Genomic DNA, 12,625 nt, shown 5'->3' with positions numbered 1-12,625 from the left:
CCCATGAGTTAGTAACAACGCACCCCCCCCCCGCCCCCCCCCCCCCCCCCCGCGGCTCCCCCCCCCCTCCCCAGACCCGCCCCCACCGCCGGCCCCGCCCACCCCTGCCCCGGCCCACCCCCCCCCCCCCCCCCCCACCCCCGCCCACCAACCCCGTCCCCGCAACGCCCCCCCGCCCGCCCACCCCGCCACAAAAGAATCCCGTGTCCGTTTCGAAATCCTCCGCGAAAACCCCCACCAAGTCCGAATCCACCCCGAAGGCGCCGGTCGCCAAGCCCACCGGCAAGGTCGCCGTGGCCGTGACCGCCAAGTCCAACACCCCGGCCAAGCCGGCCAAGTACAAGGTGGTCGAGTACAAGACCGACGAGGCCACCGGCCGCCCGATCCTGCCCAAGGGCTACAAGCCGGCGGCGGACGAGGAGTACATGAGCGCGCTGCAGCAGGAGTACTTCCGCCAGCGCCTGCTCACCTGGCGCGCCGATCTGGTCGAGGAATCCAAGCAGACCATCGAGAACCTGCGCGACGAAGTCCGCGACATCGGCGACGAAGCCGAGCGCGCCACTCGCGAAACCGAGAACTCGCTGGAACTGCGGACCCGCGACCGCTACCGCAAGCTGATCGGCAAGATCGACAGTACCCTCAAGCGTCTGGACGCCGGCGACTACGGCTACTGCGTGGACACGGGCGAGGAAATCGGCCTGGAGCGCCTGGAAGCGCGTCTTACCGCCGAGCGCACCATCGACGCGCAGGAGCGTTGGGAACATCTGCAGAAGCAGCAGGGCGACTGAGTCCGCGCCGCCCCGAGGTGTCAAGGCAAGGCCCCGCTCGCGCGGGGCTTTGCGTTTTCGGCCCCCTCGTCAGGGCGAAGCGCCCGCCGTCTGCTGCCGCGTGTAGCGGTGATGCCACTCCTCCTGCACGACCGCCCATCGATGCGCGATGCGCAGCCGAGCGCCCGTCCAGCCACCGCGGCCGTTCGCGGCCGCGTGGACAGACTTCCGCTGGCAGGCGGGCCTATGCCGGCATGGACGACGGCGCCCTTCAGCGCACGCCGTTGATCAGGCCGCTTTGCGCGTCCTTGCGCAGTTGCACGCCGGGCAGGGCGAAACTGTCCAGGTCCTGCTTGGTGGCTGCGAGGTCCAGCCCGACGATCGTCGACGTCTCCGGATCGACCTCCAGGCCCAGTGGCATCGCGGCGAACTGCACGTAGTCGCGGCTGACGTTCCATTGCGGCTGCCCGCCGATGGCCTGCAAGACCCGATCGACGTGCGTACCGGCCGGCTGGCCGAGCAACTCGAACGGCAACGGCGCGTCTGGAGTGGCGAAGGCGATCAGGTTGGTGACCCGGTCGTTGCGAAAGCGCACCGCCAACTGGCTGTAGCGGAGAGCGGTCGCCGGTCGCGGTTGTTGCGCCAGCAGCGCATTGAACCCGCGCGGGTATAGATACACCACACTGAGCGTGTCCGGATGTGCCGCATCGCTGCGGGTGATGTCCGGCTGGCCCAGTGCGGCCAGCACCTGTTGTTTGCGCATGCCGAGCGCGACTGGTCCGAGACGCGCACACGGCGAGGGCAGGGTAGCCGCGCTGCTGGAGCCTGCAAAGGCCTGATGCAGCGCGTGCGTGCAGGCCGCCGCATCGCTGCCGGCGGCATGGGCCTGCGAGTAGGCCATGCACAGCGCGAGCAGGCCGAACAGCGGGAGGAACCGGGATGTCATGAGAAATCTCCGTGACGGATGATGCGTGGCGAGGACGGGAGCGCTCCCGTCCTCGCCACGGGGGGGGTTAGTTGCCGTGCCAGCCTTCGCGGTGCCCGTCGGCGGTGATGAACGCGTTGCGCTGGTCGCTGCTCAACGATGACCACTGATCGGACGGATTCAGGCCCGAATTGGTGGTGATGGTGGTGATCATCTCCGAGGTCGGATTTTCGCCACTGCGCCTGCAGCGACGCCGCAAGCGCCTACGCGGTGGTCACATCCGCTGCGTCTTCGGCGCTTCTTCGCTGGAGCACGCCAAGGTCAGGTCCAGGCGACGTACCGTCCAATGCGACGGCGTGTCCATCGTCCCCAGCGCATGGATGTGATAGGCGGGGCAGTCCGCATCTTCCTCTGGGTTGTTCCTGATGTCGCAGTTGCCTTCGATCAGGAAGGCGTTGCTCCCTTCGACGCCGGTGCGGGCAAATTTCAATGCGGGGCAGCTACCGAAGAGCCTCGACAGGGCGATGTCGTTCTTCAGCACATACGCGATCGCCTGTTCTCCATCTGCGCGGGAAGAGGCTGGATTCGCCTGCAACGATCCTGGCACGGCAATGGCGAATGCCAACGCCATGCCTATGCACGGTAATCCAAAGACTTTCATGTGGAGAACTTCAATAGGTGGTTGTCTGCCGGGTCGGTGGCGTCGGTGCCTAGTGCGATGCAACTCCGCGCCCGAGTCGAAAGTGGTGTCGTCAGTCGTACCGTCCCCCGGTCATGCCTGGCTTCGGGCGTCCACTGCCTCGTCACGGAAAAGCGAATGTTCCATTCGGCTGATTCCATCCGTGTTTCATATGGGGGCCGCGCGTTTCGATGCGCGTCCATTTTTCAGAAGTGGGGTGACACTTAATTCGGAGGAGATAATTTCGGAGGCTTCTTTCGTCTTCCTTTCTGTGTTTGCGGACTTTCCATCTTGTCTGCAGAATGCGTTCTGCCGGTGCTGGATTGTTGGAAAATAATCCATGAAAATCATTCGCTTGTGATCCTAATTTCAGTGCCGTGCGTGGCTTTGGAGAGGCTTTAAATGCGCCTGTCATGACGGTGTCGCATAATGGCGACTGTGGTATATCGCCATGTCGACGCCGACAATCAATGTCACTGCTTGAAAATTATTTCCATTATGTATCCTCGCTCGGTTCGATAACGGAGCGTCGCGCTTGAACGGTCATTCCGACGTGGCCGGATCGGGTGCGCGCAAACCCCGTCGTCGTTGGCGCTGGCCGATCCTGATCGCCCTGTCATTGCTGGCGGTCGTTGCGCTGGGGCCGCGGGTCAGCGTGGCCTTGCCGCAGATGGCGGCGCCGGCGGTGCCGCAGGATCCGCTGGCGCTGCAGGCCTGGATCGATGCGCGCGAACGTGCCACGCCGGGGCTGCGCCCGGACAACCAGGCGCGGATCGTCTGGGCCGATCCGGCGCATCCCGGGCGCCGCGCGTGCGCCATGGTCTATCTGCATGGCTTCACCGCCAGCCAGGGCGAGGGCGCGCCCACCCACGTGCGGCTGGCGCGCAGCTTCGGCTGCAATCTGTATCTGCCGCGCCTGCCCGGGCACGGCCTGGTCGCAGCCGATGCGCTGCGCGGCGTCGATGCCGGCCGCCTGCTCGCGGGTGCGGCCGAGGCGCTGGCGGTGACCCGGGTGCTGGGCGACCGGGTGGTGGTGATCGGCAATTCGATGGGCGGTGCGCTGGCGACGCAGGCGGTGGCGGCGAATCCGCGCCAGGTGCAGGCGCTGGTGCTGTGGTCGCCGCTGGTGCGCGAGTACGGCGATCAGCTGCAGCCGATGTTGTGGCCGTGGGGCGCGCAGTTGCTGGCGTGGACGCACAACGGTGGCGATCCGATCCTGCGCTATCCGGTCGACAGCGCCTACTGGGCCGACGCCACGCACCTGGACGGCTACCGCGCGCTGGCGGCGCTGACCCGCGGCGGCATGCGGCCGGCGACCTATGCGCGGATCCATGTGCCGGTGTTCCTCGGCTACTACTACCGCGACCCGCAGCACCAGGACCGCACGGTGTCGGTGGCGGCGCTGCAGGCGATGTTCAAGCAGTTGGGAACGCCACCGGCCTTGCGTCAGGCAGTTGATTTTCCTGGGGCGGACAATCACGTGCTGGCCTCGCCGATCCGCTCGCACGCCGTGCCGGCGGTGTTCGCCGCCACCTGCCGGTTCCTGGCGGGGCAGGGCGGCCTGGTGCAGCCGGCCGGCGTGCCGGATTGCGCGCATGCCTGGGCCGACGACGAGGCGCAGGCGCGCGCGGCGACCGCCGCGCGCTGAGCGCGGCCGTTTGCGGCGAATGGAAGGATGACTGGCGCGGTGCGCACGCGCCGGCGCCAGGATGCGTGATGCACGACCGGGCCGGGCTGTCTCGCGTCCGACCCACGCGCGCCGTCAGCCAGGCCTATTGCAGGTCGCGCAGATCCAGATTGCGCAGCTTGGGCGCTTTCCAGCTGGTGACGCCGACCACGCCCAGGGTCACGCAGCCGCCAAGTACCACGGCGGGCACCAACCCGATCAGCCGCGCCATGACACCGTCGTAGAACGCGCCCAGTTCGTTCGACGAGCCGATGAAGATGCCGTTGATCGAGGACACGCGGCCGCGCATCGCGTCCGGCGTGGCCAACTGCAGGATGGTCGAACGCACGATCACCGAGACGCCGTCGCACATGCCGTAGGCGAGCAGGATCGCCGCCGACAGCCAGAAGTGCCGCGACAACCCGAAGGCGATGGTGCACAGGCCGAAACCGGCCACTGCCAGCAGCAGCACGCGTCCGGCATTGCGCTGCAGCGGGTGCCGCGCCAGCCACACGCCGACCAGGATCGAACCCAGTGCAGGCGCGCCGCGCAGGATGCCCAGGCCCTCGGGGCCGTAATGCAGGATGTCGTGGATGAAGGCCGGCAGCATCGACACCGCGCCGCCCAGCAGCACCGAGAACATGTCCAGGGCCATCGCGCCGAGCATGATCTGGTTGGAGAACACGAATTGCGCGCCTTCGGCGATGCTGCGGAAGATCGGTGCGCGCGGGCCTTCGTGGACCGGCTCGGACACGCGCAGCAGCCACAGCGCCAACAGCGCCGCGCTCGAGGCGCCGATGGCGGTGCCGTAGGCCAGGCTCTTGCCGCCCCAGCCGACCAGCAGACCGCCCAGCGCCGGGCCGATCACCATGCCGGCCTGGAACGCGACGCTGCCGACGCTGGCGCCGCGCGCATAGGCCTCGCGCGGCAGGACGCGGGCGAACAGCGCGTTGTACACCGGCGACAGGAAGGCGCGCGCGGCGCCGGTCAGGGCGATCGCCGCGTAGATCGGCCACACGCCCTGCGCTGCCAGCCAGCCGCGGCTCACCGCCAGCAGGATCGCGGCGGTGGCGACCAGGCCGACGCTGGCGAGCATGCCCAGGTAGCGGCGCGGCAGATGATCGACCAGGTAGCCGGCGAACGGGGCGATGCAGAAGAACGGCAGGATCTCGGCCAGTCCGATCAGCCCCAGCGAGAATGGATCGCGGGTGATCTCGTAGATATGCCAGCCGACCGTGACCGCGACGACCTGATAGGACAGCATCGCCAGGATGCGGTAGGCCAGCACCAGGGTGAAGCCGGGATGCGCCAGCAGCGTGCGCAGGGTCTGCGGGGTGGGCAGCGGCGCGCTCATGCCTGCTGGGCGCGTGCGGTGTCCTGGATGAAGGCCAGCAGCGCGGCCAGGCCGTTGCTGCGGGTCGGCGACAGGTGTTTGCCCAGGCCGATGGCGGCGACGAAGTCCGGCGCGGTGGCGAGGATATCCGCGGCGCTGCGTCCGGAATAGACCCGCAGCGCCAGATAGATCAGCCCGGAGACGATCGCCGAGTCGCTGATCGCATGGAACACCAGGCGCTCGGCATTGCCCTCGGGCACGATCCACACCATCGACTGGCAGCCGTGCAGACGGTGCTCCTCGGTCTTCCAGTGCTCGGGGAAGGCAGGTAGCTTGCGGCCCAGGTCGATCAGGTACTGATAGCGCTCGGACCAGTCGCCGAAGAAGCCGAATTCCTCGGCGATGGCGGCCTGGGCGTCGGCGGGCGTGGGTTCGAGCGGAAAGTCGGTGTCGGTCATCAGCAATCCAGAATCAAGCGATGTAAAGCCCCTCTCCCTCCGGGAGAGGGGTTGGGGTGAGGGTGCGGGCGAAGCCTCGCGAACTGTCGATGCGAGTCGCTTCGCGTCGTACCCTCATCCGCCCCTTCGGGCATGTTGTAAAGCCCCTCTCCCCCCGGGAGAGGGGTTGGGGTGAGGGTCCGAGCGTAGCCTCGCGAACTGTCTATGCGAGTCGCCTCGCGCCGTACCCTCATCCGGCGCCCGTACCCTCATCCGCCCCTTCGGGGCACCTTCTCCCAAGGGGAGAAGGGAACAGCCGCGCTTCTTCTGACTGCGCGTGTGGTGTTCACCCACGCTTCCAGCGTACGCCCTGCGGCGTGTCCTCCAGGACAATGCCGGCGTCGGCGAGTTCCTGGCGGATGGCGTCGGCGCGGGCGAAGTCGCGGGCCTGCTTGGCATCGCTGCGGGCGTCGATCAGCGCCTGGATGCGGGCGTCGTCGTCGCTGCTGGCACCCTGGAACCAGACCTGCGGATCCTGCTGCAGCAGGCCCAGGGCCAGGCCGGCGCCGAGCAGGCGGCCCTTGGCCTGGCGCAGCGTGTCCGCACGTTGCGTGGCGTCGGCGGGGTCGGGGCCGCCGGCCGGCGCCGCCTCGCGCAGTGCCTGTCGCGCCTGGGTCGCCAGGCTCGACAGCACCGACAGCGCCAGCGGCGTATTGAGGTCGTCGTCGAGGGCCTCTTCGATCTCGGCCGGAATGACGGCTTCGGCGTCGATGGCCTGCAGATCGCGCAGCGTTCCGTACAGGCCGTCGAGCCGGGCCACCTGGGCCTGGATCAGGGCGTCGGACCAGTCCAGCGGCTGCCGATAGTGGGCACTGAGCAGCGCGCAGCGCAGCGCCTCGGGCGGGTGGCGCTCGATCAGGTCGTGCACGGTCTCGATGTTGCCCAGCGACTTGCTCATCTTGGCGCCGCTGAAGGTCAGCATGCCGTTGTGCAGCCAGACGCGGGCGAAGGTGGCGCCGCCGTGGGCGCATTCGCTCTGCGCGATCTCGTTCTCGTGGTGCGGGAACTGCAGGTCGACACCGCCGGCATGGATGTCGATGGTCTCGCCCAGGTGCGCGGCAGCCATCGCCGAGCACTCGATGTGCCAGCCGGGGCGGCCGCGGCCCCATGGCGAGTCCCAGCCCGGCAGGTCGTCGCTGGACGGCTTCCACAGCACGAAGTCGCCCGGGTCGCGCTTGTACGGGGCGACCTCGACGCGGGCGCCGGCCAGCATCTCCTCCGGGTCGCGCCGCGACAGCTTGCCGTAATCGGCGAAGCTGGCCACCGCGAACAGCACGTGGCCTTCGGCGGCATAGGCATGGCCGCCGGCGATCAGCCGCTCGATCATCGCCACGATGTGCGGGATGTGCGCGGTGGCCGCCGGCTCGATGTCCGGCGGGGTCACGCCCAGCGCGGCCATGTCCTGGCGGTAGATGGCCGCGAAGCGGTCGGTGATGGCCGAGATCGGCACGCCCTGCGCCTGTGCGGCGGCGTTGATCTTGTCGTCCACGTCGGTGATGTTGCGGGCGTAGCGCAGCTTGCCGTAGCGGCGCCGCAGCAGTGCCGCCAGTACGTCGAACACCACCGGGCCGCGGGCGTTGCCGATGTGCGCGTAGTTGTAGACGGTGGGGCCGCAGACGTAGAGCGTCGGGCCGGCCACCGGATCGAGCGGTTCGAAGGCGTCGACCCGGCGGGTCAGGTTGTTGTGCAGGCGCAGGCTCATCGGCATCGGCGGTGGGGAAACCGTCCGATTCTACCGGCAGCCGTCGCCAGGCGGGCGCGCGTCGCGCCTGTCGGCTCGCGTTCAGCCCGACGCAAGCCGCCATGCCTACACTCATTGGTCTGCCCTTGCGAAGCTGCTGCCGATGCGCCCGAACCCGTTGTTGCCGCTGGTCGGCATCCTTGCCTGCGCCGCCGCGCCGGCCTGGGCGCAGGACTCCGAGGCGCGCAATCGGGTGGTGGTGATCGAGAACGTCAAGCTGGACTACGCCCAGGTGCTGAACGTGGAGCCGGTCTACCAGACCCTGCGCGCCACCCGCACCGAGCAGCAATGCGACCCGGCTCCCGCGCCGGCCCCGACGGCGCCGGCGCCCAAGCCGGCCGAGGACGACAGCCGCTTGAACCGGCTGATGGATTCGGTGAAGGACATCTTCAGCCGCCGCCACGAGGAGCCGGCACCGCAGACGGCTGCGCCGGCCGCGGCGCCGCAGGGCGGACGCAACTGCCGGATGGTCGAGGTCGGCCGCGAGTTCCGCCGGCCCATCGCCTACGACGTGGACTATGTCTACAAGGGCACCAAGTACCGCTCGCGGCTGCCCGAGGATCCGGGCAACCGCCTGCGTATCCGCGTCTCGGTGGCGCCGTACGTGCCCGACGCGGTGGTGGTGCCCCCGCGCTGAGCGCCGCGCGCGCTTGCGCCTGTGGCGTGCGCGTGCGAGGATGCGCGCCGATGAAAGCGAACCTGCCCCAGCACGATCTCAGCGCCGCACGCATGGCCTCGGGCATGACGTCGCGCGCGCGTCGACCGGAATCCCACATTCTCGCTGGGTAACCGGAGCGTCGTGCCGTTCGTTCTGAAAACCCAGCCCGAGGCTGGGTTTTTTCGTTTTCATCGGCCGGAAAAGTTTCACCCGTAAAGAACAACCCCACAGCACCTCCCGCGCGTCCCGCGTCCCCACCGCTGCAAAGGATCGATCGATGTCTCTGAAGCACTTCTTGAACACCCAGGACTGGAGCCGCGCCGAGCTCGACGCGCTGCTGACCCAGGCGGCGCTGTTCAAGCGCAACCGTCTCGGCAGCGAACTGAAGGGCAAGTCGATCGCGCTGGTGTTCTTCAACCCGTCTATGCGCACCCGCACCAGCTTCGAGCTGGGCGCGTTCCAGTTGGGCGGCCACGCGGTGGTGCTGCAGCCGGGCAAGGACGCGTGGCCGATCGAGTTCGACCTGGGCACGGTGATGGACGGCGACACCGAAGAGCACATCGCCGAGGTGGCGCGGGTGCTGGGTCGCTATGTGGACCTGATCGGCGTGCGCGCGTTCCCGAAGTTCGTCGACTGGGCCAAGGACCGCGAGGACGTGGTGTTGAAGAGCTTCGCCAAGTACTCGCCGGTGCCGGTGATCAACATGGAGACCATCACCCATCCCTGCCAGGAGCTGGCGCATGCGCTGGCGCTGCAGGAGCACTTCGGCACCCGCGACCTGCGCGGCAAGAAGTACGTGCTGACCTGGACCTACCATCCCAAGCCGCTGAACACCGCGGTGGCCAATTCCGCACTGACCATCGCGACCCGCCTGGGCATGGACGTGACCCTGCTGTGCCCGACCCCCGACTACGTGCTCGACGAGCGCTATATGGGCTGGGCCGCGCAGAACGTGGCCGAGAGCGGCGGTTCGCTGAGCGTCAGCCACGACATCGACAGTGCCTACGCCGGCGCCGACGTGGTCTATGCCAAGAGCTGGGGCGCGCTGCCGTTCTTCGGCAACTGGGGCCCGGAGAAGCCGATCCGCGACCAGTACCAGCACTTCATCGTCGACGAACGCAAGATGGCGCTGACCAACAACGGCGTGTTCTCGCACTGCCTGCCGCTGCGCCGCAACGTCAAGGCCACCGACGCGGTGATGGATTCGCCCAACTGCATCGCCATCGACGAGGCCGAGAACCGTCTGCATGTGCAGAAGGCGATCATGGCGGCGCTTGCGTCGCAAGCGGGAATCGGGAATCGGGAATAGAGAATCGGTACAGCAACAGCGTTAGCCCCCACTTTTACGCGTGATAAGGAAACAACCATGAGCACCGCTTCCACCAATCCCGACTCCCCAATCCCGAATCCCGGCCGCAAGGACATCGTCCTCGCCTTCTCCGGCGGCCTCGACACCAGCTTCTGCATTCCCTACCTGCAGGCCAAGGGGTATGCGGTGCACACGGTGTTCGCCGATACCGGCGGCGTGGATGCCGAGGAGCGCGATTTCATCGAGAAGCGCGCCGCGGAACTGGGCGCGGCCAGCCACGTCACCGTGGACGGTGGCCCGGCGATCTGGGCCGGCTTCGTCAAGCCGTTCGTGTGGGCCGGCGAGGGCTACCAGGGCCAGTACCCGCTGCTGGTGTCCGACCGCTACCTGATCGTCGATGCCGCGCTCAAGCGCGCCGAGGAGCTGGGCACCAAGACCATCGCGCACGGCTGCACCGGCATGGGCAACGACCAGGTGCGCTTCGACCTGGCGGTCAAGGCGCTGGGCGACTACGAGATCGTCGCGCCGATCCGCGAGATCCAGAAGGAACACACCCAGACCCGCGCCTACGAGCAGAAGTACCTGGAGGAGCGCGGCTTCGGCGTGCGCGCCAAGCAGCAGGCCTACACCATCAACGAGAACCTGCTCGGCCTGACCATGTCCGGCGGTGAGATCGACCGCTGGGAAGCGCCGGGCGAGGGCGCCCGCGGCTGGTGCGCGCCGCGCAGCGCGTGGCCGACCGAGCCGCTGACGGTGAAGCTGAAGTTCGTGCACGGCGAGGCGGTCGAACTCGACGGCAAGGCGCTGCCGGGCGAACAGATCCTGGCCAAGCTCAACAAGCTGTTCGCGCCCTACGGCGTGGGCCGCGGCGTGTACACCGGCGACACCGTGATCGGCCTGAAGGGCCGCATCGTGTTCGAGGCGCCGGGCCTGGTGGCGCTGCTGGCCGCGCACCGCGCGCTGGAGGATGCGGTGCTGACCAAGCAGCAGAACCGCTTCAAGCCGGACGTGGCGCGCAAGTGGGTGGAGCTGGTCTATGAAGGCTTCTACCACGACCCGCTGAAGACCGACCTGGAAGCCTTCCTGAAGTCGTCGCAGGCGATGGTCAACGGCGAGGTGACGCTGGAGACCCGCGGCGGCCGCGTCGACGCGGTGGCGGTGAAGTCGCCGCACCTGCTCAATGCCAAGGGCGCTACCTACGCGCAGTCGGCGGACTGGGGCGTGGCCGAGGCCGAGGGCTTCATCAAGCTGTTTGGGATGAGTTCGACGCTGTACGCGCAAGTGAATCGCTGACGCTTAAAGCCCCTCTCCCCCCGGGAGAGGGGTTGGGGTGAGGGTCCGGGCGAAGCCTCGCACCAGTTGGTTGCGCGAGCTTCGCCAGGATCTTCACCTGCTAGCGCGATTGGCTTCACCAGGCTTCGCTCGTACCCTCATCCGCCCCTGCGGGGCACCTTCTCCCGAAGGGAGAAGGAACTGTCGTGATGGACCCCATGCACGCACTGCGCATCAGCACCGACAAGCAGGAACTGGATCTGCCGTTGATCCATCGCTTCCTAAGCGAGCAGGCCTATTGGAGCCTGGGCATCCCGCTGGACACGGTGCAGCGGGCGATCGCCGGTTCGCTGTGCTTCGGCGGCCATCTCGATGGCGTCGGGCAGGTGGCGTTCGCCCGGGTGATCACCGACGGCGCGACCTTCGCCTATCTCGCCGACGTGTTCGTGCTCGACGCCCACCGCGGCCGCGGCTACGGCAAGCAGTTGGTGACGGCGGTGATGGCCCACCCGCAGCTGCAAGGCCTGCGTCGCTTCATGCTCGCCACCTCCGATGCGCATGCGCTGTACGCCCAGTATGGGTTCGCCGCGCCGGCGCGGCCGCAGTCGTTGATGGAAATCGCCTATCCCGATCTCTACCGCACCAGCACCACGGCAGCCTGACACACCATGACCGATCTGCTCGAATCCACCCTGACCCACCTGAAAGAACTGGTGTCCTTCGACACCCGCAATCCGCCTCGGGCGATCGGCACCGATGGCATCTTCGACTACCTCCGTGCGCAGCTGCCCGGCTTCGCGGTGGAGGTGATCGACCACGGCGCCGGCGCGGTCAGCCTGTACGCGGTACGCGGCACGCCGAAGTACCTGTTCAACGTGCACCTGGACACGGTGCCGGATTCGCCGCACTGGAGCGCCGATCCGCACGTCATGCGGCGCCTGGACGATCGCGTGGTCGGCCTGGGCGTGTGCGACATCAAGGGCGCGGCGGCAGCGCTGCTGGCCGCGGCCAATGCCGGCGACGGCGATGCCGCGTTCCTGTTCTCCAGCGACGAGGAAGCCAACGACCCGCGCTGCATCGCCGCGTTCCTGGCCCGCGGCATCGCCTACGAGGCGGTGCTGGTGGCCGAGCCGACCATGAGCGAGGCGGTGCTGGCGCATCGCGGCATCAGTTCGGTGCTGATGCGCTTCGCCGGCCGCGCCGGGCATGCCTCCGGCAAGCAGGATGCCGCGGCCAGCGCCCTGCATCAGGCGATGCGCTGGGGCGGCCGTGCGCTGGACCACGTCGAGTCGCTGGCGCATGCGCGCTTCGGCGGGCTGACCGGGCTGCGCTTCAACATCGGCCGGGTCGAGGGCGGGATCAAGGCCAACATGATCGCGCCGGCGGCGGAGCTGCGCTTCGGTTTCCGGCCGCTGCCGTCGATGGACGTGGACGCGTTGCTGGCGACCTTCGCCGGCTTCGCCGAGCCGGCCGCGGCGCACTTCGAGGAGAACTTCCGCGGGCCCAGCCTGCCGTCGGGAGACATTGCGCGCGCCGAGGACAAGCGCCTGGCCGCGCGCGACGTCGCCGATGCGCTGGAGCTGCCGATCGGCAACGCGGTGGACTTCTGGACCGAGGCATCGCTGTTCTCCGCCGGCGGCTACACCGCGCTGGTCTACGGCCCGGGCGACATCGCCCAGGCGCACACCGCCGACGAGTTCGTGACGCTGGAGCAACTGCAGCGCTACGCCGCCTCGGTGCATCGCATCATCAACGGCCCGCGCTGAGCCGCGCGCCTT

At 68.3% G+C, this 12,625-nt stretch carries 12 protein-coding genes and 1 pseudogene; 7 read left to right on the top strand and 6 right to left on the bottom strand.

All coding sequences use genetic code 11. The features are described 5' to 3' along the window. Nucleotides 1-182 precede the first annotated feature (182 nt). Nucleotides 183-788 (top strand): annotated as a pseudogene (gene dksA / locus CEK69_RS13120) (RNA polymerase-binding protein DksA); the annotation flags it as partial. 250 nt (nt 789-1,038) lie between these two features. Here dksA and CEK69_RS13115 read toward each other — a convergent pair. From CEK69_RS13115 to CEK69_RS13110, 3 genes are all read right to left on the bottom strand, one after another. After that, a complete protein-coding gene (locus CEK69_RS13115; RefSeq protein ID WP_152246039.1) occupies nt 1,039-1,713 on the bottom strand; it encodes a secreted signal peptide protein in 675 nt (224 codons plus the stop codon). 67 nt (nt 1,714-1,780) lie between these two features. Then, nucleotides 1,781-1,906 carry a hypothetical protein gene (locus tag CEK69_RS21420; RefSeq protein ID WP_255424819.1) on the bottom strand — a complete coding sequence of 42 codons (126 nt, stop codon included), beginning with the start codon at nt 1,904-1,906 and terminating at the stop codon, nt 1,781-1,783. A gap of 60 nt (nt 1,907-1,966) precedes the next feature. Then, nucleotides 1,967-2,323: a hypothetical protein gene (locus tag CEK69_RS13110; RefSeq protein WP_226975155.1), complete on the bottom strand. Its 357-nt coding sequence runs from the start codon at nt 2,321-2,323 to the stop codon at nt 1,967-1,969. 583 nt (nt 2,324-2,906) lie between these two features. Here CEK69_RS13110 and CEK69_RS13105 point away from each other — a divergent pair. Continuing rightward, on the top strand, nt 2,907-4,019 hold the full coding sequence (locus CEK69_RS13105) for an alpha/beta hydrolase (RefSeq protein ID WP_226975154.1): 1,113 nt from the start codon (nt 2,907-2,909) through the stop codon (nt 4,017-4,019). Between the two features lie 124 nt (nt 4,020-4,143). On the opposite strand, the gene CEK69_RS13100 is transcribed toward CEK69_RS13105, so the two are convergent. From CEK69_RS13100 to cysS, 3 genes are all read right to left on the bottom strand, one after another. Next, nucleotides 4,144-5,391: an MFS transporter gene (locus tag CEK69_RS13100; protein ID WP_152246035.1), complete on the bottom strand. Its 1,248-nt coding sequence runs from the start codon at nt 5,389-5,391 to the stop codon at nt 4,144-4,146. After that, entirely contained in the window at nt 5,388-5,828 is a 441-nt protein-coding gene (locus CEK69_RS13095) for a SufE family protein (RefSeq protein ID WP_017912501.1), read from the bottom strand. Before CEK69_RS13095 ends, CEK69_RS13100 begins: the two co-directional genes overlap by 4 nt. A 325-nt stretch (nt 5,829-6,153) precedes the next feature. Further along, nucleotides 6,154-7,569, bottom strand: a complete 1,416-nt coding sequence (cysS, locus tag CEK69_RS13090) for a cysteine--tRNA ligase (RefSeq protein ID WP_193313981.1) — start codon at nt 7,567-7,569, stop codon at nt 6,154-6,156. A 142-nt stretch (nt 7,570-7,711) separates the two neighbouring features. On the opposite strand from cysS, the gene CEK69_RS13085 reads away from it, so the two are divergent. From CEK69_RS13085 to CEK69_RS13065, 5 genes are all read left to right on the top strand, one after another. Then, nucleotides 7,712-8,245, top strand: a complete 534-nt coding sequence (locus CEK69_RS13085) for a hypothetical protein (RefSeq protein ID WP_150409058.1) — start codon at nt 7,712-7,714, stop codon at nt 8,243-8,245. Nucleotides 8,246-8,543: 298 nt separating this feature from the next. Then, the gene (locus CEK69_RS13080) at nt 8,544-9,575 is read left to right on the top strand and encodes an N-acetylornithine carbamoyltransferase (protein ID WP_026143935.1); all 1,032 of its coding nucleotides are present in this window, start codon (nt 8,544-8,546) and stop codon (nt 9,573-9,575) included. Nucleotides 9,576-9,632: 57 nt separating this feature from the next. After that, a complete protein-coding gene (locus CEK69_RS13075; protein WP_152246031.1) occupies nt 9,633-10,868 on the top strand; it encodes an argininosuccinate synthase in 1,236 nt (411 codons plus the stop codon). 188 nt (nt 10,869-11,056) lie between these two features. Next, nucleotides 11,057-11,509: a GNAT family N-acetyltransferase gene (locus CEK69_RS13070; RefSeq protein ID WP_152246029.1), complete on the top strand. Its 453-nt coding sequence runs from the start codon at nt 11,057-11,059 to the stop codon at nt 11,507-11,509. A 6-nt stretch (nt 11,510-11,515) separates the two neighbouring features. Further along, on the top strand, nt 11,516-12,613 hold the full coding sequence (locus CEK69_RS13065; RefSeq protein WP_152246027.1) for an acetylornithine deacetylase: 1,098 nt from the start codon (nt 11,516-11,518) through the stop codon (nt 12,611-12,613). Nucleotides 12,614-12,625: the final 12 nt, after the last annotated feature.

It is taken from the genome of Xanthomonas sp. LMG 12462 (assembly GCF_009192885.1).
GTDB lineage: Bacteria > Pseudomonadota > Gammaproteobacteria > Xanthomonadales > Xanthomonadaceae > Xanthomonas_A > Xanthomonas_A sontii.
The sequence above is the reverse complement of the archived record's forward strand: the minus strand, read 5'-3'. Positions and strand labels throughout refer to the sequence as shown.

Bases quoted from the DNA above. Each gene is read 5' to 3' on its own strand.
- CEK69_RS21420 (WP_255424819.1), bottom strand. From the start codon at position 1,906: ATGATCACCACCATCACCACCAATTCGGGCCTGAATCCGTCCGATCAG.
- CEK69_RS13085 (WP_150409058.1), top strand. From the start codon at position 7,712: ATGCGCCCGAACCCGTTGTTGCCGCTGGTCGGCATCCTTGCCTGCGCC.
- CEK69_RS13100 (WP_152246035.1), bottom strand. From the start codon at position 5,391: ATGAGCGCGCCGCTGCCCACCCCGCAGACCCTGCGCACGCTGCTGGCG.
- CEK69_RS13075 (WP_152246031.1), top strand. From the start codon at position 9,633: ATGAGCACCGCTTCCACCAATCCCGACTCCCCAATCCCGAATCCCGGC.
- CEK69_RS13065 (WP_152246027.1), top strand. From the start codon at position 11,516: ATGACCGATCTGCTCGAATCCACCCTGACCCACCTGAAAGAACTGGTG.
- CEK69_RS13080 (WP_026143935.1), top strand. From the start codon at position 8,544: ATGTCTCTGAAGCACTTCTTGAACACCCAGGACTGGAGCCGCGCCGAG.
- CEK69_RS13095 (WP_017912501.1), bottom strand. From the start codon at position 5,828: ATGACCGACACCGACTTTCCGCTCGAACCCACGCCCGCCGACGCCCAG.
- cysS (WP_193313981.1), bottom strand. From the start codon at position 7,569: ATGAGCCTGCGCCTGCACAACAACCTGACCCGCCGGGTCGACGCCTTC.
- CEK69_RS13070 (WP_152246029.1), top strand. From the start codon at position 11,057: ATGGACCCCATGCACGCACTGCGCATCAGCACCGACAAGCAGGAACTG.
- CEK69_RS13110 (WP_226975155.1), bottom strand. From the start codon at position 2,323: ATGGCGTTGGCATTCGCCATTGCCGTGCCAGGATCGTTGCAGGCGAAT.
- CEK69_RS13115 (WP_152246039.1), bottom strand. From the start codon at position 1,713: ATGACATCCCGGTTCCTCCCGCTGTTCGGCCTGCTCGCGCTGTGCATG.